Below are 22913 nucleotides of genomic sequence, written 5' to 3' on the forward strand. Positions count from 1 at the left end.
AGTTTTGAATAGCTAATTTTTTAACATGAGACGACCAGTACAAAAAATGCTACTTCTGCTCTTACTGCTATGCAGTAACGCGATGTATGCACAATATCAGGGGCATGTCTTTTTGGACGGCAATAAGAACAAAAAGATGGATGGCAATGAAAAAGGAATGCAGGGCATTGTCATATCGGATGGGTATGAAGTTTTCCCAACAGCTGCCGATGGTAGCTTTAGCCTGAACAAGAATGAAAAGGCAAAATTTCTTTTTGTACGTATCCCCGCTGGATATAAAGCGAGCGGTACGCATTACATCAAGATTGACCCTAAATTAAAACGTTATGACTTTGGTTTAACTCCAGATGAAAAGCAGACAGGGGATAAGCTTCGATTTATCCAGATTACGGACACCGAAACACCTTTGTATGGCGAATGGATAGACAACATCCGTAAGTTTTCTCAACAACAAGAGGCCGCACTCATTATGCATACAGGCGATATCTGCTACGAACCGGGTATGCAGTTCCATGCCCGACAGGTCAATACAGCACTCATGGGCGTTCCTACTTACTACACGGTAGGTAACCACGACCTAGTCAAAGGGGAGTATGGCGAGAAGTTATTTGAAGATCTGTTTGGGCCAGTTTATTATTCCTTTGAGGCCGGACCGGCATACTTTGTCGTAACCCCGATGCCTGGAGGCGACTATGCACCGAGTTATAATCAGGATCAGGTCATCGCCTGGCTTAAAAAGGATCTGGCCCTGAAAGCGAAAGATAAACCGCTGGTTTTTATCAACCATGACCTGATTGTAGGAAAGGATTTCGTGATGAAAGGAAAAACAGATTCTATCGATTTAAAGCAGCATAACCTGAAAGCTTTCCTGTATGGGCATTGGCACAACAATTATAGTTTTGGCAGTAGGGATGGGGTAGCGGTGATATCGACAAATGCACCCAACAAAGGTGGAATAGACAATTCTGTTGCGCAATTTATGGTTATTGATATGGATAAAAATGGGGTAAGGAACATCACCCCCAAATATCCCTATCTGTCGGACCATATCGCTTTGATTTATCCGCAGAGCAGGCTGATGCAGATTTCAAACGGACAAAAGCTGGAGATTGGCGCCAGCGTATACCATACCGAAAAATCTGTTCTTTCTGTATATGCCAAGTTATTAAATGAACAGGGCTGTGTCCTAAAAACGGCCAAGTTGAATAAAGCGAGTGACTGGAACTGGCGTGGAACGCTTATGGGCACTGCGTCGATGAATCAAAAGCAGACGATCCTGCTGGAAGTGAATTATGGGGATGGCACGCAAGCCTTGAAGAAATTTGGATGGAATAACGAACCTGCTTCACCAAATTTGCTCCAGTTGACCTGGTCAAAAAACTTGGGGTCTAATGTATGGAAGAGCTCACCTCTGGTACAGGGACAGCGGGTATATGTGGCCAGTATCGATGATGCCATTGGTGGTAAAAGTAAAATTCAGGCCTTAAAAGCCCAATCCGGTGAAACCATCTGGACTTTCCATACCCAGAACTCCGTTAAGCAGAAGTTGGCCTATAGCAATGGCTTGATACTGGCGACAGACATGGGTGGCACAGTTTATGGGATTAGCGAAAAGGACGGTAAACTTATCTGGAAAAAAGATTTGAGTGGCGGAAGGCTCCCAGGATATGTAAGCGCTGGCGTTGTTGATGATGGTATTTATTATACCGGTGCAGGAAATTATCTGTCGGCATTAAAAGCTGATGATGGTACGATCATCTGGAAAAACCGGGATTGGAATGGAGGTGAGGGCATGCCCGGAGAGCTGTTCAGCACAAACGATTATTTAATTACTGGCGCAAACTGGAATAGCTTATTTGTACATGATCGCAGAAGCGGAAAACTAATATGGAAAAGAAATGAAGATGGTTTGCGTTTTAGAACGGGTGGAGCCAGTGCCGATAGCAGTTCTTTTTATGTCGCTGGACTGAACAATGTTTTTCAGTTAGATCAGAAGACAGGAACAGTAATCAAGAAGACGCAGAGCGAAGACGATTTTAAAGTGATGGCTTCGCCACTGTTGGCTGAGCAGCTACTGATTATGCCGACAGCGACCAACGGCGTAAAGGCTTTTGATCGCAGCAGCTTAAAGGAAAAATGGAATTTCCAGACGGGAGAAGCACTGATCTATACTTCTGCCTACTCAACACCGGATCTACACAAAAAAGTGGGTACTGTTGAATCTGGTATTCGCTATGCGGCCGGAAAACTGTTTTTTGGTGGATCGGATGGTTATCTATATGTATTGAATTTGGAAGGAACGCTCGTCCAAAAAATAAACCTGGGCACGCCGATATTGGCCGAAGTTACAATTCAGGGAAATAAGGTTTATGTAGCTGATTTTGCAGGAAATATATACTGTTTTACGATGGGTAAAACCGAATGAGGTAATTTTGGACGTCCATAAAATGCCACTTACATAAAATAGAATAATCTAAATAATACTTATCATCGAAGGGGCCTTCTAAATAAAGTTCCCGAATAATTTATATAGAAACCTGATTGAATAGTATGGCGTTTGTTTGAGGTATCAGCCAACGGTTACCTCGCCTAAATTTTCGATCAGATGATTGTTTTCAATACCCCATCGGTCGATGACGGCGATGACAGGCAATAGGCTGTTGCCCAATTCGGTCAGGTTGTATTCGACCTTAAGTGGAAGCCCGGGGTAAATCTTTTTGCTGATGACACCCATCATTTCCAGTTCGCGGATCTGCATATTGATAACCCTCGGGCTTGCATCGCCGATTGCGCGATGCAGCTCGCTCGGACGTTTTATCCCCTTTTGGATGCCATCCAAGATACAGGCTTTCCACTTTCCGCCCAGTATTTTCATCGTCACCACAATACCACAGTCGAGGTCTTCGGGAATCTTTCTGCTATACATAATCTTATTTTTTTGAAATAAATCTACTGAATTTTAGCCTTTGGTAGGGAATAATTTTTCCCTGGATGAATCCTTTTTCCCTTATTGTGACAATACGGGGATGTATCCATATTTGTCTTGTTAAACAAATTCAATGAAATACATGGAAACATCAAAAAATCAAATCAGCATTATCGGATTGGGCCCTATGGGCATTAAAATAGCAACGCTTTATATACAGCAAGGTTTTCAGGTAACAGTATTTAACCGGACGCAGGCGAAAGCAGATCCGCTCGTAAAACTAGGTGCCAAACCTGCTGAAACAGTGCGTGAAGCCCTTGCGGCAAGTCCTGTGAGTATCGTGATCGTCCATAATTACAGCGTATCGAAGGAGCTTTTTTCCTCGCTCGAAAATGATGATGTACTATCGGGCAAAACCATTGTGCAGTTGACTACGGGTACCGCGCAGGAAGCGCGTTTAAGTGAAATGTGGTTCCGGGAAAGAAATGCCGTCTATATCGATGGGGCCATACAGGTAGCGCCAGAGCAGATGGCACAACCCGATACCACCATCTTGTTCGCGGGCAATACCGATAAATATCAGGAACTGTTGCATCGATTGACGATTTTGGGTGGCAATCTCAAATACCTTGGCGAGCATATCGGGGCTGCAGCGGCCATGGACACCGCTACGCTCTCGTACATCTATGGTGCGGCGGCGGGTTTTCTGCACGGCGCACTTATTGCCGAATCGGAGAATTTTGATGTAAAGGAATACGGTAATATCATTGCGGAGATCGCTCCGGGAATGGGCGAATTTCTCAAACATGAAGGGAAGGTGATCGCTAGCGGTGATTTTAGCATCTCGCAGAGTCCACTGTCCATTTCAGTGGAAGCGACCGAGCGGATTCTGGCGACAGCAAAATTAAGCGGTATCAATACGGAGTTCCCACAGTTTGCAGCAAACTGGCTGAAAAGGGCCGAGCTTGCAGGTTATGGACAGGAAGAGTTTGCGGCAGTGATCAAAACCTTACGGCAACAGGCATAGCGGCAATAATACAATTTTTTTAAGGGCCGGGTCGTGAAGATCTGGCCTTGTTCTGTTTTGAGGGTATAGCGAATTAAGAGTATCCATATTGTTATTTTGGACATCAGATTTTAAGAGCGGGATTGGGGTAAAATTGTTTAAAATAAAGCTGGGGTGTATTGCTTTTAATTTAAAATATTATTTAAATTAGAGGGTAAATGACCCTGTAAACTATATAAATTCTGAGCTATGCTAAAAAAAATGAGCTGTGCCTTTTTCTTGTGCATCCTTTTACTGAGTTGTACTTTTGCACAAAGCCCTTCGCTTTCAAGTGGTTTTGTAACCTTGGTCGTTAAGGTTAGAGGCGATAAGAATGTGAAAGATCTCGATCTGCCTATTCCGTTCATGAGCAATTCCTTCCAACAGGATAAACCATTGCCCTTTAAACAAGTAAATGATTCTACATTAATGGCATCAGCCTATTCCTTTGGACCTTCAGCGGTCTATATGCGGCTAAATGGGCAATACCTAGCTTTTATACTAATACCAAAACAGGTAGGTACGTTAACCGTTGATATTCAGAATGGTGAAAACGGCGGTTTGCATTATCAGGGGCCGTTTAAGGAGATTTTTGACAATTCGGCAAAGCAGGAAAAATTGCTGATGGGCTTGTTTACTTATCCAAGCGATAAAAAAAATATAAAAACACCATTTAAGTCAGCTAATGATTTTAAAAGATACCTTTTGGGCCAGACGGAAGAGATGACAAAGAAACTGATCGCAGATACAACTTCGGGATTCCTCAGGGAATACTATACCCGACTCGTTGAAGGTTTTCAGGTACCAAGCTTTCTTTTAAATTATGCAGCTATTGTGTATGAGCACAATAAAAAGGCTGGACTGGACTCTACCAAGTTTCCAATGGTACCAACACGGGATATCTCGTTTTACAGCGATATCCTTAACCCCAGATACCAGGATACGATGAGTCTCTATTATTCTGTGTATTCGAGTGTTCAGGCTGCTGTCCTACAAGATACGCTATTACATCTTCCAGATATTACAGCGGTTGGGCCTAGAGCCTTCAGAAAACAGTTGCAGCAGCGCTTTGATCCTATATTTAAAGGGCAGGGCAACCTGTTTTATGAGATGGCAACAGCAAGTGCCTTTGTTCAAAAGATGAACAAGGGTTATCTGTTAAGTCCACAAGATAAATACGATATAACCAATAGTTTTACAATTAAAGACCTGGGCGAATATCTTCTTTATCAGGATGAACAAAATGTGCACCTAAAACAGCAATCCAATTCAAAGGTCACGATGTTTCCTTTCGCAGTCGAAAAAGAGGAGGTTATTGAAGAGTTGATCAAACCCTATCGGGGAAAAGTGGTACTGGTCGATTTGTGGGCGACCTGGTGTGGTCCCTGCATTGCATCTTTTCCTGAAATGGAAAAAGTAAAGAAACAGTATAGCGATCGCGATGATGTGGTATTTGTGTATGTGACGGATGAAAGCTCCGATCGCAAAAAATTCCAGGAGTTTACAAATCTGTTGAAAGGCGATCATTATTACCTCTATAAAAAACAATTTGAAGCAATTATCAAGCAGTTTGACTATGCTATTCCGAGCTATCTGGTTTTTGATAAAGCAGGAAACTTATCTGATCGTGCTGTCTCCCCCGAGAACAAGGCTGAGGCTGCCAAATCCTGGATAGAAAAGGCGCTGAATAAATAAGGGAATGGAAGATTCTTTTATTTTTATAAATTTAGGAAATCAATGGTATTGAACTTTTTAGGAACCTAAAACAAGCATGAAAAAAGCAGTGAAATATAAAATTTGCTACTTAAACCGTACCCTACATTACGGCTTATTTGTTTTATTATTGACTATTGCTGGGCCAAGTATCGGACAGCGCAAATCGAGTTCAGATCGGATCACTTCAGGGGAAAATGGAGTGGACGATTTTAATCTGGCCGAAAATATGAAATTAGGTGCCTCAAACTTAGATTTCCACGGATTCGAGGGCTATAGTTTTTTGTTTCAAGGACGCGAGGCGAAGATCATTCGGCCAAAAGTGACGGCGGTAGGGCATCCCTGGGTATGGCGCGCCCGCTTTTGGGGGCACGAACCGCAGGTCGATATTGGTCTGCTCGAGCACGGCTACCATGTGGTATACTGTGATGTCGCCGAGCTTTTTGGCAATGAGGAAGCGCTAACAATCTGGGATGGATTTTACCGAAAGTTACAGGAAGGTGGGCTCAGTAAAAAATCGGCTATGGAGGGAATGAGCAGGGGTGGTGTCTATATCTACAATTGGTGCCTACGTTATCCTGATCGGGTAAATGCGATCTATGCCGATGCGCCTGTATTGGATTTTAAAAGCTGGCCCGGTGGCAAAACTACAGGAAAAGGAAGTAAACCGGATTGGGAGACTTTTAAGAAAGACTACGGATTGACCGAAACACAGGCTTGGGCATTTGCGGATGCACCCATTGATAAAGCCAAAATCATTGCAGGTTTCAAAATACCATTGCTCCATGTTGTCGGCGATAAGGACGATGTCGTGCCTATCGCTGAAAATACCTTGCCATTTGCGGAGGAGATCCGTCGCGCAGGTGGTCGTATTGAGATCATCCATAAACCCGACGTCGGGCACCACCCGCATTGCCTGGTGGATCCAAGTCCCATTATCAATTTTATATTGAAGGCGAGCAGTAGGTAGCGACCAATAGGTAAACCGAACCAACTTAAACAAAAAAACTTCGAAAGACGATAAATTGAATAACAGCTTGAAAAGGCCAATCCAAAAGGATTGGCCTTTTAGTTTTTATACCCTATTGATCTTATGCTATCAGAAAACCAATGCTGTGCTTTCGGTAATAAATGGATAATATTTATCCCTTTATTAATAATATAACTTTTCTTTTGTATTGAATATAACCTTAAGTTAATCTGTTTTGTTTTTATTTATATTATTGATAATTAGTTTGTTATGTTTTGTTAAGCAAAGTGTGATAGCGATGTGATAGGTGCTTTTTCTTTATTTTTTTGCTCGAATGTTAATCTTTGTGGCAACGTTTTGAAGCATGGAAGAACCTGGTGTTGTTGACATGTAATCGAATCGAAGTATTTCATTCTAAAATCATAAAAAATACATTAATATTTAATTAACCATTTCCAAAATGATTTCACAATTTCGAACAACAAGCGGTTGGAAAACGTTAGCCTTTTCGGCACTTATCTGCGGTTCTTTATACGCATGTAAGGAAAGTAAAGACAGTGTAGCCCAGAGTGGCAAAGCGAATGTAAGCATTCATTTACTCGGGGTAGAAAATCCTGTCGTTACAACAAAGAAAGCGAGCAACGGAAGTAGCTCGACAGCATCCAATCAGACCATTGTAGTACCGCTTACGAAGACAAGTTCTTTTGAAGCAACGTTGACGAACGAGTCGTCCGCAACAAGTGGCAACCTATTGCGGGCCTCGTCCGGAAATCGCGCTGCGGTAACCGAGGAGCGTACTCCACTTGGCGATAACGTCAAATACAAAATCGTTGTCTATAATAACAGCGGTGATTATGTGACTGAAAAGACCTATACAAACACAGTAGACAATACGAGCGATATCACGCTGGATGCCGGACAAGCCTACACTTTCGTAGCCTATTCGGTGAACAGTACCGCTACGGTACCTGCGGTCACGGCACAAACAGATTTGGCAACAGCCAGTCTGGATAATATCAGTGCTGACCTGATGTACTTTAAGAAGGATCTTACTGTTCAAGCTGGCGACAATAATCTCGATGTTGTCTTAAAGCATCAATACAGTGAAGTAACGACCAAACTGAGCATGGCGACAGAAATGACGGGTGCCATTACAAACCTGGCTTCAACAACTATTGACCCGACGCATCCAAGTGCCAATTTAAAATTGGCGGATGGTACAATTACCTACAATGGATCAACAGCTACAGCCAATGTTATATTTCCGACATTGGGTGCTGCTGGATTACGTACTGTGTCTAGTACGCCGACAGTATTGATACATCCAAGTGCAACAAATGGTGTCTTTAATTTCGGATCCATCACAATCGATGGTGAAACGAAGAATAATGTATCTGTAGCAGGTTTAAATATTGTTCCAGGACAACGTTATAACCTGAACCTGAACTTCAAAACCTGTACGCAGGAAGTAACTGGTGGTGCTAATTTGAATTGGGATTACCCCGCTGCCAATAATAATGGGAACAACGGTGCGAACGTTGATGGAGTCGTTGTACCTAATGGGGGAGTGATTACCCGAACATTGACGGCACCAGGGGCAGATTATGGTTTTGTATTCGATATTCAGCAATTGGATAATTCGTTCAATATGGAAGTAAATGGAGTCAAATTAGCGACTCAAGAGATTCAATTTGAAGCAGGTATCGCCATTGCACCCCGAAATGTACAATTTGCGGACGGAAGTATTTATAATGGAGCGAACGCCGAAGGTGGGGCTAATATTCCTCAGATTTATAACATGGTTGGTACAGCAACTCATCCAATTATTCGTGTTGTCATTGCTCGTGATGGTAAGGTAAGTATGTATGGTAGTAAAAGTAATGGTGGCGAATTGTATCCATTGGTTTTAACAGCTGGTACATTTAATATTGTGCCTTGGAGTTCGACTTCAAATACGGTGAAAATTACTCAGATAGTGCAAGGTAAAACAACTATGCTTGGTGCAGGTAGCGGCAGAAAAAAAGTTGCCTGTCCTTAATCTAAAAATTTAATTTATTCTTTGGAGTACCGATAATAAAAGATCAAATCATGAAAAATACAGAAAAGAAGGTTTATATAAGTCCACGCGTTGAATCAACGACAGTAGAGTTGGAGCAAGGTATCGCAGCGGGGTCGGCAGCTCCTGATACGATCCATAGTACCGATCCGCAAGAGTCATGGGACAATGCGGGTGACGATAATCGAACCATTAATTGGTAAGGTAGGGCTGTCTAAGATGACAGATTTTAGGTTGAGATAAATAGCTGTTGAATTGCAATTTTCGGCATAAAGATTCAGAACAACTATTTTGACATACTACTCGGCAGGGATTTAAAAGATCTCAGCCGAGTTTTTTTTGGAAGGGAACTTTATCCAATGAAGCGAGAAACCAACACTCGGCTTACATCGGTGGAAAATTCGGCGGTTGGGCGCGTACTGGATTGAACGGGAAGTTAACTGGTTATATAGATGTATTGGTTTTAACTTTTTGTTTATCAGTTATTTATTAAGTGTGATAGCAATGTGAAAGGCTGTTTTTTTTGTTTCTTTCTTTTAATCTAAATATTTGTGAAGATAATCAGGGAGGGTATTTCGAAAAGGAGATTGGCGGATAAATGTATAGCTGAAAATGCGCTGTTAAAAGTTCCCTGATGATTACAATAATGAATTATCGCCCGGACCAATTTGCGTGAAGGTTCGTGATAATATATTTGGATTTACTCGATGGGGAAGATGGAGCCCCGTCGAGTTTAATAGCTCTACTCTCCTTAAAGGGAAAAATAAAAGTCTGTTTTTTGGAAGTTATGGAGTTCATGGTAAGGATCTCAAGAATAAACAAGGATAAAACTTACAGAAATAAAACGTACAATGGAAAGGAATAAATTTACTGATCTAATTGCTCTAGCGAAAAATAATGATGCCGAGTTTTTGGCTTTATTCAATGAAATCTATCCCGAGTTTATCGCCTCATTAAAAACAATAAATCCAAAAATCCGCAGCAGCGAACTGGAATTCTGTGCCATGACCTTTCTGAATTTTTCGACCAAAAACATTGCTCAATATACCTTTGTAACGGTGCGGGCTGTCCAGATACGTAAAAATAGATTGCGCAAAAAACTTAACATCGCCTCCGATATAGATTTTAACAATTGGATGCGCGATCAGATTCACCGAAACCCTTTTAATAAACAAGAGCATTCTGTTGAAACGATCTAAAATAAATTGCAAACCATATATTTTTATTTCCATTTATCGCAATTCGAGGGGATCCAGTCGTAATTTCTAGGTTCGGATATTTATTCTATGTGTGATACTTTTGTGATAGCTGAGTTTAATCGGCGTGTTTAACGATTGTTTATCTTTGCTTTCAATAAATTATTGTAATTCAATACGATCTTTATCGCATTTCTCTGGCCGATGCGCTTGCTATTAATGCGCCATATTAATCAAATATGATGCGTATCGTGATCGTGCCGTACTCTTAACTATCTTTCTTTTAAGAATATGAAGGTGACAGTATTGGAATTTGAATTTATTTTGTACCAATTTAATGTTGGTTTAATTTCTCGAAATAGCTAGATTTGCACACGCTATTCGAAGATACAAAAAAATCTAGCAAGAGAGGCAAGGGAGAGATGCCTGAAAATGACCTATTGTTACCATGAAGAAGCAATTTTTATTTTTCATTTTATGTTTACTCACGTTTCAGGCAATTGCAGCTGATCGCGTTAAGCAAGAAGTTGATTCACTTTTAGCAAAATCGATGGAATTTGCACAGAAAGGGAATTTGGTAACCTATATCGAAACGGCAATAAAAGCACTTAATATCGCCAATGCCGCTGACTACGACGAAGGAAAAGCAAAATCCGGCTCTTATGTAGCGGAAGGACTTGTGACAGCAGGTTTATTTAAGGAAGGGCTAAAACAACTAGACCGTATTGAAACCACGGATTATTATAAGAATGAAATTTTCCTGCAATCTGAAGTCCGTCGCTTACGGGGACGGGCTTATGGTGGTCTCCTGCTAAATCAGCAGGCTCTTCGGGAATTTCACTTGCAACAAGAGCTTATTAAAAAGCTGACTGGTGAAAAGCAGGTAAAATCCCGTCAGTTTAACTATGAAAACTTAAGTACTGTTTTCCAACGTCTGGGGCAACTGGATTCGATGCAAAAATATACCGAGCTACAGTTGGATAACCTAAAGGTATTTGCTGAAAAGGATGCCGCTATGCGTTATCAGATTGTTTATGAAAACCTCGGAAAATTGTTTGCTGAAAAAGGCGATTTGCCCAAAGCGCAACTATATCTCGACAAATCACTTGAACTAATAAAGAAATATAACATTCCTGTTGTGCTGAATACGTATGATGCTTTAGCTATTTTAGAGGAAAAGCGAGGAAACTTAAAAAAGGCTGCGGTGTTCTATGAGGAGGGGTTAGCAAGAAAGCGGGCAGCTGGTAGCAGAATAGGCATGCAAAATTCTTACCGCGAGCTAGCCGATTTTTACCGCTCAACCAACTTAGATAAAGCTAAAGCCGATCAATATGAAATGGCTTTTAGCCGGCTCACTGATTCGCTTGAGAGCGAAAATAGACAGGTCGTTGATCAGGTGCTCAACCAGATTTTGAAACTCAAAGATGAGGAATCGAATACCAAAGTGTCAAGGGCAGGAACAATTGCACTTAACGCCCTATTGTTGCTGCTTGTTGCTGTTTCGTTTTTTGTTTGGCGGTCGAAGCACAACAGGAAGATATTGGTACAGAAAGTAGAGGCATTGCAGGAAACCGAAACAATCAATAGGGAACTGACCGAACAGATCGGGGAAAATAAATTCAATACACTCATAGACCTGGCCAAAAGCAACAACCCTGAATTTTTGATTTTATTTACTGAATTGTATCCACAGTTTATCCAGGCGCTCAAATCATTTGACGCTAATCTTCGGAGTACCGAATTGGAATTCTGTGCCATGGCATTTCTCAACTTCTCGACAAAAAATATTTCGGAATACACCTTTGTGACGATCAGGGCGGTGCAGGTCCGTAAAAATAGACTGCGTAAAAAGTTCGATATACCATCAGATGTGGATTTCAATAACTGGATGCGTGAGCTAGCTGGAACATCCGTTAGCCCATTGGAACCGAAGGGCTAAAAAAAGAGCAATGTTAACAGCTCTTTTTTTACAAGGTCGGCACTGCTCGCCAATCTTTATTTGATAAAAGCTTACTTTTATAATCGGAAGGGGTAATCCCTTTAATGGATTTGAAAAACTTGTTGAAGTTGGGCAGGGAGTTGAATCCACATGCATAGGCAATATTGGTGATCGGGTTCTCATCCTGAACCAACAGCCTGCAAGCTTCATTGATCCTTACTTCATTGACGAATTTTGAGAATGTTTTTCGTGTATGTGCTTTAAAAAAGCGACAAAAGGATGGCTTGGTCAAGTTCGCCAATTTAGCTGCCTCCTCTAAGGAAATTTCATTGTTGAAATTTTCAAAAACATAATTGTAGATGTTAAAAATAAGTTCTCCGTCCTTGCGCGGTGATCCATTGCTATAAGACTTATCCGATAGTACAGCATATTCTTCTGTGTGAAGAAGGGTAGCCAAGCACTCAAATAGATAGGCTGTTTTTTGCATATCGGAGGCGCCGACCATTTTTCGTAGTATTTTTTTGAGTGCATCTTTTGTTTGTCCATAAAATAACATCCCCTGTCGCGATCTTTCCAGGAAGTCATGCAGCGGGGCCGTTTCAACTAATAAGGGGCAAAAAGACAGTAGGGCTTCTGGATCGAAATGTAAGGTGATAGACTGTGCGCTAGGTTCGTGGCTGGTATCACCCTGCGCATTATACCAAACATGTGGCAAGCCCGGGCCGGTAAATGTCAGCTCGTCGCTTTCAAAGTCTTCCAGATGATCTCCAATGCAGCGTTGCCCATTACCCTTGATGATGTAGGTAAGCTGGCATTCACTGTGAAAATGATATTCGGAGAGGTATTTGTCGCAATTTTCTCGTCGAATTTCAAAAATCCTATTCCCTAAATTTGAAAGTGCTTTCGTATAAACCGGTCTCATAAATGCTGAAAATATTTTAATGAAATAATGGCAGCGTGTACCTATCTTTATAATTGATTTGAAATTGTATCTCAAAAGACGCATTATTAACCAAAAAAGCCATGTATTAAAGGCTTAAAATCATGTAAAATATTACTTTTTTTAACCGTTTATGTCAATGCTGCTATACCATATGATTTTTCAGATTCCCTTTTTCCGCTTATGGTTACGACAACAATCTCTGTTCGGGAGAAATGGAAGCAATTAGCAAAAGCAGCGCTACATTCCTGGCTAAGATGAGTCAATGACGAAGTCGAAACACAAAAAAATACCGAAGGGATTACACTTCGGTATTTTTCGTGAAAAAGAAAACTTACTATTTCAATCTTAGAGGGTTTTGCTATCGCGCAGCATTTTAATGATATTATGCGCTTCGAGCTGCTTGCTGAGTTGTGTATTGATCAAGCTATGAACATTTTGCGAAAGTTCTTCCGATCCTTCAGCCAAAGCTGTTTGATAAGTTGATTTGAAGGCATCTTCTCCCTGCTCACAGGTTTCGAGCAGACTTCTTTCGTCATCTCCCGTGATATTCACTTTTATGCCCATCCAGGCACGGAAAAGCTTGCCGCTCAGCATGGTGCTATCCGTCGCCTCTTTGCCTTCAAGCTCAACATAAGGTGTCAACTCGGCAATAAATTCTTCCGACTGTCCGATAAATTTTTGAAATGTTGGTATAAGTTTATCTAAACCATGACTTGTCGCCAGATCAATAGCTTTTTTATAACCCTCGATGCGGTCGTTGTTGATCTTAATAATGTCATTGATGATCTCCGGATTGTTGATGTTGTTTTCCATAATATTGTTATTTGTTATCATTTTGTTTATTCGAAAAACAGCAGGTACCTGATGATCGTTTGCAGAATCCGAGATTCAGGTATTTAAATCGTGGCCCGTATTTATCCCGTTTTTTATTGTCCGGGAATAAATGGGCCTAAAACTTTCTGCAATTTACCCTTGTTCTTAGAACCGAATACTGTCCTTTAGGCAGCGCAACGAAAACTATGCAACAAAACATTCATGTAGCCATTATCGGGGGTGGACCCAGTGGCCTGTTTATGTACAAGAGATTGGTCGAAAAGAATATAGCCGGTCTCAAAGTATCTATTTTCGAGTCCCGCAAGCAATTGGGGGCAGGGATGCCTTATAGCTACGAAGGTGCTACACCTGAGCATCTAACTAATGTCTCGGATCATGAAATTCCCGCACTGGTCTCCACGATTGAGGATTATGTTCAATCCTTATCGGAAACCGCGCTTCGAAGCTATGGAATCGATGTTGACGATTTTAATCGCCACAAGGTGGTGCCACGGTTGCTCCTTGGCCGCTACCTATCGGAGCAGTTTATGCTATTGAAACGGATGGCGGATGAAAAGGGGATAGAAACACAGATTCATCTCGGCTGCCAGGTCAGCGATATCATTGACCTGGAAAACCAGACGCAGGTTAAAATCATGGTCGGCAGCACCGATACCTATATCGTAGACAAGGTTATCATCTGTACCGGACATAAATGGCCAACCAGGTATGAGGGCAATGTAGAGCATTATTTTGAATCACCCTATCCGCCGTCAAAGCTCGCCTTAAAAACAGACCATGCAGTAGGCTTACGTGGCGCTTCGCTCACGGCAATCGATGCTATCCGTACAATAGCACGTCATAATGGGTCTTTTGAGGCGCTGGAGACAGGTGAGTTAAGGTATCAGATCGACCCGGGAAGTGAAAATTTTAAGTTATTGATGCATACGCGCAGTGGTCTTCTGCCTGCGATCCGATTCCATCAGGAAGAACCTTTCTTAGCCAACAAGCTCTTGATCTCCGAAGAGGAACTTATGCTTAACAGACTTGAAAATGAAGGTTTCGTGTCGTTGGATTTTTTGTTCGATCGTAATTTTAAAGCGCAGTTTAAGGAAAAGGATCCCGACTTTTATGCAATTGTGGAAAAACTCAGCCTGGAAGATTTTGTAGAAGCAGTACTCAGTTTAAGGGAACAGAAAGATGCCTTCGAGGGATTTCGCCAGGAGCACGAACAAGCGCTGAAATCTATCAGAAGGCGCCAGTCTATCTATTGGAAAGAAGTGCTTTCTGCCTTGAGCTTTACCCTGAATTACCCGGCTAAATATATGTCTGCCGAAGATATGCTGCGTCTAAAAAAAGTACTGATGCCGTTGATTTCCATTGTCATCGCCTTTGTGCCGCAGAGTTCCAGTCGTGAGCTCCTCGCACTGCACGATGCTGGTCGGCTGGAAGTGGTCAATGTGGGTACGGACAGTCGGGTTGAACCCGCGAGCGACCGCGGTGCTAACTATATTTATACCGATGAATCTGGGATAGAAGTAAAAACCCATTATAAGACATTTGTGGATTGTGTAGGACAGCGACCCTTGGACTTTGAAGAATTTCCTTTCAAGAGTTTAGTCGACAATGGTAATGTCAGTCCAGCTTACCTGCGATTTCGTTCAGTGGAACGGGCCAAAGAACAAATGCTAGCAGGCAACGACCATATGTTTGTGGCTCCGGATGGCACCATTTTTTTGCAGGTACCAGGGGTAAAGATAGACGACAGCTTCCGGCTGGTAGACCACAGCGGCAACGCCAGTCAACGTCTTTTCATGATGGCTGTACCTTATATGGGCGGCTATAATCCGGATTATTCGGGTCTAGATTTTTGCGCCGCTACCTCCGCTATCATTGCCGGCAAGATCGCTGAAGGGGGATAAATACGTAAGTTTTTGTTAAAATACGGTAAGATGGTTGGGGCCGTACGATACGGGATTTAATTTAAGCTCCCTATTGCTATATTTGGCGGCCATCTAGATCATCAGTTGGCATTGTCTTAACTCAATTGTTGAAAAGCATGCCTAAAACTATTTTAAGAAACCTACAGGTAGGTTTTGGAATTTCACTTTTGATCCTGTTAGCGAGCTCAACGGCTTCTTATGTGAGTATCCGTAAGCAGATCCATAATAGTGCGATGGTTGACCACAGCCGCCGTGTCATGAGCCGTGTCAATAAAATTTTGCAGGATTTGCAGAATGCAGAGACGGGCCAGCGTGGCTACTTGCTGACGGGGATGGACAAGTTTCTCGATCCCTACAAAAATGGTCTTCAGTCCCTGCCTCAATCGCTGAGTCGCGCGCATGATCTCACGGCTGATAATCCAGCGCAGCAGCAGGTGATTGATACCCTGTCAACACTTGTCCAGTCTCGACTGGATCGATTAGAGAATTTGGTGAACATCAAAAAACGAGGTGGTATGGTCTCTGTTGCCCAGCTCGAAGAAGGCAAAACCTATATGGACAGTTGCCGTTTGTTGATCAGCAAAATCATAGATAAAGAAGAATCGTTGCTCAATCGACGTTCAGATGAACTTACACGCTCTTCGGGATACACCTCCATATTTGTTTTATTGGCTGCGGCAGTTTCGTTGCTGATTACACTGTTTTTTTACTTCCGCCTCAGGGCAGATTTCTTTAAGCGTGAGGAGTTGCAGAATGACTTGAAACGAAAAGATGAGGAGATCCAGCGCCGACTGAGCATTACCCAGCGTATAGCACGCGAGATTGCTGCCGGCAATTATGAAATGCAGATTCAGGATGCCGAACAGGACGATCTGGGCAGCTTGACGGGATCCCTCAACGAAATGGCCAGGTCGCTCAAAACATCATTTGATGAACTCAGTAATAACAATTGGCATCAGGCCGGACTAACCCAGCTGGGCAACCTCTTGATGGGTAATAAACAGCAGGAAGAGCTCACAGCCGTTACGCTCGGCCATCTGACAAAATATGGCAACTGTGTCAATGGTGCCATTTACCTGATGGAACAGGATGAACTTGTCTTAAGGGGAGCCTATGGACTCGAAAATCCCGACCATAAGCGCTTCGCTCCAGGAGAAGGCATGATCGGTCAGGTCTTTAAAGACGGGAAAGAAAAGTTATTTGAAAACCTCGAAAATAGCAGCTATGTTATCAGTTTTGCCAGCGGAAAGGTGCAGGTGAACAACCTTTTTATCTTGCCTGTTTTTGATGGTAACCAATGTATCGGTGTGATGGAGCTGGGGTCACTACAGCCTTTTTCTTCCATACAGCTGGCATTTTTTAGAGATGCAGTGCAAAAAGTAGGTACTACACTTGCGGCGGCACAGGCCAGACTTGTGGTGCAGAATCTATTGGAAGAAACTCAGGCGCAGACTGAAGAGCTGCAGGCGCAGCATACCGAATTGGAATCCCTTAATTCGAGCCTCGAAATGCATACGCATAAATTGCAGGCGTCAGAAGAGGAACTCCGCGTGCAGCAGGAAGAACTGGTGCAATCTAACCGTGAATTGGAGGAGCGCTCAAAACTGTTGGAAGATAAAAATGTTGAAATCGCGGAACGCAATCAGGAAATTCAGAGAAAAGCGGCAGAGCTTGAGCAAAGTACACGCTATAAGTCTGAGTTTTTGGCCAATATGTCGCATGAACTGCGCACACCGCTCAATTCAATTCTGTTACTTTCCCGCTTGATGGCCGAAAATTCGGATGGTAACCTCAATGAAGAGCAGATGGAATCGGCAGCTGTGATCCAGAGTTCTGGAAAGAGCCTGCTGACCTTGATAGACGAGATTCTGGATCTTTCCAAAATAGAATCCGGAAAAATGGATCTGGATGTACAGCCTGTATATTTTGCCGATATACTGAATGGACTGACGGCTATGTTCGGACCAATCGCCGCGGATAAGCAGCTCGGATTGGAAATGAGCGCCGCGAAAGGTTTGCCGATGCAGCTCGAAACAGACAAGCAGCGCCTGGATCAGATTTTACGTAATCTATTGTCGAATGCCATCAAATTTACAGCTTCGGGTAAGGTTACCTTGCATATTGACCGCGAACAGTCGCAGAGACACCGTATCGTATTTGAAGTACGCGATACGGGAATAGGAATACCAAAAGACAAGCAGCATCTGATTTTTGAAGCTTTTCAACAGGCTGATGGTTCGACGCGCCGCAAATTTGGCGGTACTGGACTGGGGCTCTCGATCAGTCGGGAACTGGCGCGCCTGCTCGGAGGCGAAATTTTGTTGGATAGTGAAGAAAACAAAGGCAGTGTATTCCGCCTCATCCTTCCGGAGCAGATTTCGGGCAACATGCCATCCGTATTTGCTGCGGAATTGCAGCGACCAATGATCGGAGAAACAGACATTGAAGCGGTGGAGCCCGCTGTAGTGGAACAAGATTCACAAGTGGCAGTGCAGGCCGTGCACAGGATGCCTGAGATTCCTATTCCAGCCGATATTCCGGATGATCGCGATAGCATCGTCGCAGGCGACCGCTTTATCCTGATTGTTGAAGATGATATTGAGTTCGCAAAGATCCTGCTCAAATATACGCGTCAGCAAAACTACAAAGGTATCGTGGTCGTCCGTGGTGATATCGCGGCGGAGATGGTGGCCCGTTATATGCCGCTGGCGGTCCTATTGGATATTCAGCTTCCACTTAAAGATGGCTGGCAGGTAATGGCTGAGATCAAGGAAAACCCCAAGACTCGACATATACCTGTGCATATTATGTCTTCTTTACAGGTTAAAAGAGAAAGCCTGCTTCAGGGCGCCATAGACTTTATCAATAAACCGATGGCATTGGAGCAGATGGGCGATATGTTCCGTAAAATAGAAGATGCCCTCACGCGGCATCCCAAAAAAGTATTGATCGTTGAAGAAAATCCCAAACATGCAGCGGCGCTGTCGCTCTTCCTTGAAAGTTTTGACATTGCCTCGGAGATTAAGAGCAATGTAGAAGATAGTATTGTGGCGCTGAGCTCAGACACTGCCGACTGTGTGATCCTTGATATGGGGGTTCCAGACCGTGTTGGCTACGAGACATTGGAAGCCGTAAAACGAAACCAAGGCCTTGAAAATTTGCCGATTATTGTATTTACCGGTAAGAACCTTTCGCAGGTAGAGGAAATGAAATTAAAACGGTATGCGGATTCTATCATTGTAAAAACGGCTAATTCCTATCAGCGTATTTTGGACGAAGTCGGTCTATTTCTACATCTTGTAGAGGAAAATAATGGTCCTTCTACCAAATCGCCGGGTAGACTTGGCTTTTTGCAGGATGTTCTGCAGGGAAAAAAAGTACTTGTAGCGGACGACGACATTCGAAATATTTTCTCGCTAACCAAAGCGCTCGAAAAATATCAGATGACCGTGGTGCCGGCAACGGACGGAAAAGATGCGCTGAAACAGCTAGAAGATAATCCGGATGTGGCGGTGATCCTGATGGACATGATGATGCCCGAAATGGATGGTTACGAAACGATTGCTTCGATCCGAAAAGATCAGCGATACGAAAACATGCCCATTATTGCTGTTACAGCCAAATCAATGATGGGGGATAGGGAAAAATGTATTGCCGCAGGAGCGTCTGACTATATATCCAAACCGGTGGATATCGATCAGCTATTGTCTCTCTTGCGCGTATGGCTGTATGAATAATAACGCAATAAATAAGGAGCATGGATAAAAATAAAACCATATTGATCATCGACGATGATCAGAACAATATATTTGCGTTGAAATTGGCCTTGAAGTCAAGAGGTTTTCAGGCGATAGGCAGTCTGTCTGCAGAAGAGGGACTTGCTCAGTTACGGGATCATGCCAGTGTAGGTGTTGTGCTCATGGATATGATGATGCCCGAGATAGACGGCTATGAAGCCACCAGGCTGATCCGTGATTCATGGAATGCAAGTGAATTGCCTATTATCGCCGTGACGGCACAGGCTATGACTGGCGATCGTGAAAAATGTCTGTCTGCAGGGGCAAATGGCTATATCTCGAAACCGATCGACATTGAACTGCTTGTGCAGATGATAAGAGAAATAGCAGGATGACCACAGGGAAAAAAATTGTCAGCCAAGAGCAGGTCATGATCCTGATGGAGGATGTGGAGCGTCTCTATGGTTACGACTTTACCCACTATACGAAAGCATCCTTATCGCGGCGGATCAACCAGCTTTGCCTGCTGGATAATTTTGCGAGTTTCGCCGAGCTACGTTATCGTGTTGTCCACGATCCAGAATACATGCAGCGATTTGTCGAAAAGATGACAGTGAACGTAACCGAAATGTTTCGTGATCCAAGCTTTTTCGCAAATCTTCGCCATGAAATCCTTCCAAAATTGCGTACTTCGCCCTTTATCCGCATCTGGATAGCGGGCTGTGCAACAGGTGAGGAAGCGTACTCGCTGGCAATTTTATTGCAAGAAGAAAATCTATTGCACAAATCATTGATCTATGGCACCGATATCAACCCCTCGGTGCTTGAGCAGGCAAAGAAGGCTGTCATCTCGATGGCAAATCTAAAATCTTATGTTGAAAATTATCAGCTTTCGGGCGGTAAAGCTGATTTTTCATCGTACTATACCGCGAACTATAACTGGGTAAAACTCAATTCCACGTTGCGGGAACGTATTGTTTTTGCATCTCACAACTTGGTGAGTGATGCTTCTTTTAATGCTTTTCAGCTGATTCTATGTCGCAATGTGCTGATCTATTTTGACACAGAGCTGCAGGCCAGGGTATTGTCCCTTTTTGATGAAAGCCTCGAAACATTCGGCTACCTTGCCTTAGGCAGTCAGGAGACACTGCGCTTTTCTGCGCTGGCACACTGCTATAATCAGGTGGGCAATGAAAAGATATGGCGAAAGGTAAAGTAGACTTGTAGGGGATTTTTACTTGAACTAAATTTAAAAAATAGCCTATTAAAAAAAATAAAGTATCTTAGTAGGATTGGAGGAAAAATGACTAAAATTCTTTTAGTTGATGACCATCGACTTGTGCGAAATGGGATACGCTTGATCATTGATACCCACGACAAGCTCTCGGTGGTAGGTGAGGTCGACAGTGCAGAGGATGCATTGATCTATCTTGAACAAAATGTATTGCCGGATCTGGTTTTAACGGACCTGAATATGCAGGGCATGGATGGTGTAAGTTTCATCCGGATGGCCAAAAAAATATATCCTGATCTTAGGTTTGCTGTGCTTTCCATGATTGAAGATCCGGTTGATGTAGCCGAAGCTTTCCGGAGTGGCGCAGACGGATATCTATCTAAAGGGGGAGATTATGATGAAATCTTATTTGGATTGTTACGTTTATCGCATGGGCATAAATATCTGATGACCAATTTCGGTTTACGGTTTATGGAAAATTTTGATGTTGAGAATAGCGCGAATGTTGATGTTACTTCACGGCTGTCGCAGTATGAAATCACAGAAAGAGAATTTGCCGTACTGGAACTCATTGCGCAGGGTTTCACCGCTGTGGAAATTGCGGATAAGATCTTTCTGAGCAAACGGACTGTCGAAGGGCACCGTCAGAACCTGATGGACAAAACCAAAAGCAAAAATACGGCCGATCTGATCCGTTTTGCATTTCAGCAAAAACTGCTGAGCTAAAAAGCGCTGTAAAAAAATAGCCTTTGTTTCCACGCTGCTGTGTGCAGCGCGGAAAACGGAAGGCGTATATATAAACGGGGTTAGTTCGACAGAATGGTGTGCTGTTTGATTATTTTGAAGCTGGCTTCCAGCCATTGTCGCGGGCTGTACCAAGCTCACCAAATTTGCCTTTTTCACCGGCAGACTCATTCCCACCAAAGGTGTAGACAGGTTCTCCGATGAGTTCCAGTTGGATCTGTGGTATCGGAAACTGGGTAGGCGTGCCACCCTGTAGCAGATCATTTCTCCGCATAAAGGTGAAAGGTACAAAAGTACCACCCGCCCCATCTATTTCTATGGCATATTCATAATGAATGGCATCGCGTAGGGCACTGGCGTTGGCTATCACATCAGGAAGACCTCCTTTTTGTTTGCGGGAGGCTGTCGAAGCATTCAGCTCAGCGGCAGCACCATCGTAATCTTTCAACCAGTATTTTGCTTCTGCCCGCAATAAGCGTGTTTCTTCGGCCAAAAAGTAAGGATTGACAGCGCCCGCAACATTGAGGGTAGACAACTTGGGATACATCCACCGGGAACGCATGTAATTGCTGAAAAGCCCCCTTCCTCTGGCTTCCAGCAAAATACCGAAGTTACTCGTGTAAGTAAAATATTGGTAGAAGCGTTTGTCGTCAGATTCAATAGGACCCAAGATAATGCTGTTGTTGGTTGGATAAGCTGTGGGCGTTTTTTTTGTTTTATCCGCCAAATAAGCGATTTTGATATCTGCAGGAACATAGGAGGCCGTTCCGTAAGGCCGTTCGAGTACATCGACCAGGGCATTGTAATAGCCGCCCACGGTAGTGGTGATGGTGTAATCGGTGGTAAAACCCTTGTTGGCATAGGCAAGAACTCTGTTCCAATAAGGAGAACCCAGATTTTCGGCTTCGGCCTTATCCCGTGCTACGGAGGAAAGGATCCGTGCAGAAAGCGAATTGATCAGCAATACGAGATCGCCTTTGGAAATGGTGACACCCTTTAAAAAATCGAAATTCAGGTTGGGTGTTTCGGCAATAAGCTGCAAGGTCTTATCAAGATGTTTGATGCCATTCTCGATCAGCTCTTTATAGGAATTGGGAAACTCCTTGAGTTTAAGGTTGACATCATCGACAATCAGTCCGCGGTCGAATATTGCGCCCAGGTAACCTTGGGAGACACCTTTTGCATAGTAGGCACCAATAAGACAGTCTTTGGTCCGGTCGGCACCCTTGTCATCATAGATTGTCAACTTTTGATTCTCGATCAGGTCGATCACTTTGGTGGCATCCAGATTGGACTGATAGAAATTGGAATACACTTCACGAACGGCTGCATTACCGCGGTAAGCGGAATTGTTGTTCAAACGTAACCGCGGTTCGTTCGCAAAATCCCACCAGGACTGGCTGCCGTTGGTATTGGTTGACTGGTCTGCCCAAAGACTAAAATGGGAGCCACCAGCGTTATTGGTCGTGGTATTAAAGGCGGTTTGCACACTGCTTGTTGTGAGTACATAACCCAAACTTTTTATCTTTTCTATGGCTTCGGCATTCGTCAATGTCGAGGGGTCATCGAATCCGATTGATTCGCATGAGCCTAGTGAGAAAAGCACGGCTAAACCAAAAAATATCTTCTTCATGTTTTACTTTGTCTGATTAGG

17 protein-coding genes are annotated in these 22913 nt (G+C 43.2%); 13 read left to right on the forward strand and 4 right to left on the reverse strand.

Annotation, left to right across the window (positions count from 1 at the left end; translation table 11 throughout):
* The first annotated feature begins 25 nt into the window (after positions 1-25).
* Positions 26-2425, forward strand: coding sequence for a PQQ-binding-like beta-propeller repeat protein (locus OK025_RS15165; protein WP_317664966.1), 2400 nt, complete (start codon positions 26-28; stop codon positions 2423-2425).
* 144 nt (positions 2426-2569) lie between these two features.
* On the opposite strand, the gene OK025_RS15170 is transcribed toward OK025_RS15165, so the two are convergent.
* Entirely contained in the window at positions 2570-2926 is a 357-nt protein-coding gene (locus tag OK025_RS15170; RefSeq protein ID WP_317664968.1) for a helix-turn-helix domain-containing protein, read from the reverse strand.
* Between the two features lie 133 nt (positions 2927-3059).
* Between OK025_RS15170 and OK025_RS15175 the strand changes: the two genes are divergently transcribed.
* The 7 genes from OK025_RS15175 to OK025_RS15205 all read left to right on the forward strand — a co-directional run bounded on the left by OK025_RS15175 (position 3060) and on the right by OK025_RS15205 (position 11845).
* Positions 3060-3953, forward strand: coding sequence for an NAD(P)-dependent oxidoreductase (locus OK025_RS15175; protein WP_317664970.1), 894 nt, complete (start codon positions 3060-3062; stop codon positions 3951-3953).
* Positions 3954-4181: 228 nt separating this feature from the next.
* Positions 4182-5666 (forward strand): TlpA disulfide reductase family protein, encoded by a 1485-nt coding sequence (locus OK025_RS15180; RefSeq protein WP_317664972.1) that lies wholly within the window; start codon positions 4182-4184, stop codon positions 5664-5666.
* 76 nt (positions 5667-5742) lie between these two features.
* Entirely contained in the window at positions 5743-6654 is a 912-nt protein-coding gene (locus OK025_RS15185; protein ID WP_317664974.1) for an alpha/beta hydrolase family protein, read from the forward strand.
* A gap of 460 nt (positions 6655-7114) precedes the next feature.
* Positions 7115-8692: a hypothetical protein gene (locus OK025_RS15190; RefSeq protein ID WP_317664976.1), complete on the forward strand. Its 1578-nt coding sequence runs from the start codon at positions 7115-7117 to the stop codon at positions 8690-8692.
* A 50-nt stretch (positions 8693-8742) separates the two neighbouring features.
* Positions 8743-8913, forward strand: a complete 171-nt coding sequence (locus OK025_RS15195; protein WP_317664978.1) for a hypothetical protein — start codon at positions 8743-8745, stop codon at positions 8911-8913.
* Positions 8914-9561: 648 nt separating this feature from the next.
* Positions 9562-9909: a hypothetical protein gene (locus OK025_RS15200; RefSeq protein ID WP_317664979.1), complete on the forward strand. Its 348-nt coding sequence runs from the start codon at positions 9562-9564 to the stop codon at positions 9907-9909.
* Between the two features lie 445 nt (positions 9910-10354).
* Complete coding sequence (locus OK025_RS15205) at positions 10355-11845, forward strand: tetratricopeptide repeat protein (RefSeq protein ID WP_317664980.1); 1491 nt, start codon at positions 10355-10357, stop codon at positions 11843-11845.
* Between the two features lie 28 nt (positions 11846-11873).
* Here OK025_RS15205 and OK025_RS15210 read toward each other — a convergent pair whose 3' ends face one another.
* The gene (locus tag OK025_RS15210) at positions 11874-12767 is read right to left on the reverse strand and encodes an AraC family transcriptional regulator (RefSeq protein WP_317664981.1); all 894 of its coding nucleotides are present in this window, start codon (positions 12765-12767) and stop codon (positions 11874-11876) included.
* Positions 12768-13133: 366 nt separating this feature from the next.
* Positions 13134-13622, reverse strand: coding sequence for a PA2169 family four-helix-bundle protein (locus OK025_RS15215; protein WP_083663697.1), 489 nt, complete (start codon positions 13620-13622; stop codon positions 13134-13136).
* A 185-nt stretch (positions 13623-13807) separates the two neighbouring features.
* Between OK025_RS15215 and OK025_RS15220 the strand changes: the two genes are divergently transcribed.
* The 5 genes from OK025_RS15220 (at position 13808) to OK025_RS15240 (ending at position 21241) form a co-directional block, all read left to right on the forward strand.
* Positions 13808-15523, forward strand: coding sequence for an FAD/NAD(P)-binding protein (locus OK025_RS15220; protein WP_317664983.1), 1716 nt, complete (start codon positions 13808-13810; stop codon positions 15521-15523).
* A gap of 137 nt (positions 15524-15660) precedes the next feature.
* Positions 15661-19281: a response regulator gene (locus OK025_RS15225; RefSeq protein ID WP_317664985.1), complete on the forward strand. Its 3621-nt coding sequence runs from the start codon at positions 15661-15663 to the stop codon at positions 19279-19281.
* A gap of 20 nt (positions 19282-19301) precedes the next feature.
* The gene (locus OK025_RS15230; RefSeq protein ID WP_317664986.1) at positions 19302-19676 is read left to right on the forward strand and encodes a response regulator; all 375 of its coding nucleotides are present in this window, start codon (positions 19302-19304) and stop codon (positions 19674-19676) included.
* Positions 19673-20500 (forward strand): protein-glutamate O-methyltransferase CheR, encoded by an 828-nt coding sequence (locus OK025_RS15235; protein ID WP_317664988.1) that lies wholly within the window; start codon positions 19673-19675, stop codon positions 20498-20500. Before OK025_RS15230 ends, OK025_RS15235 begins: the two co-directional genes overlap by 4 nt.
* An 84-nt stretch (positions 20501-20584) precedes the next feature.
* On the forward strand, positions 20585-21241 hold the full coding sequence (locus OK025_RS15240) for a response regulator transcription factor (protein ID WP_312352607.1): 657 nt from the start codon (positions 20585-20587) through the stop codon (positions 21239-21241).
* Positions 21242-21350: 109 nt separating this feature from the next.
* Here the strand turns inward: OK025_RS15240 and OK025_RS15245 are convergent, their stop codons facing one another.
* A complete protein-coding gene (locus OK025_RS15245; protein ID WP_248932095.1) occupies positions 21351-22892 on the reverse strand; it encodes a hypothetical protein in 1542 nt (513 codons plus the stop codon).
* Positions 22893-22913 lie beyond the last annotated feature (21 nt).

It is taken from the genome of Sphingobacterium sp. UGAL515B_05 (genome assembly GCF_033097525.1).
Classification (GTDB): Bacteria; Bacteroidota; Bacteroidia; order Sphingobacteriales; family Sphingobacteriaceae; genus Sphingobacterium.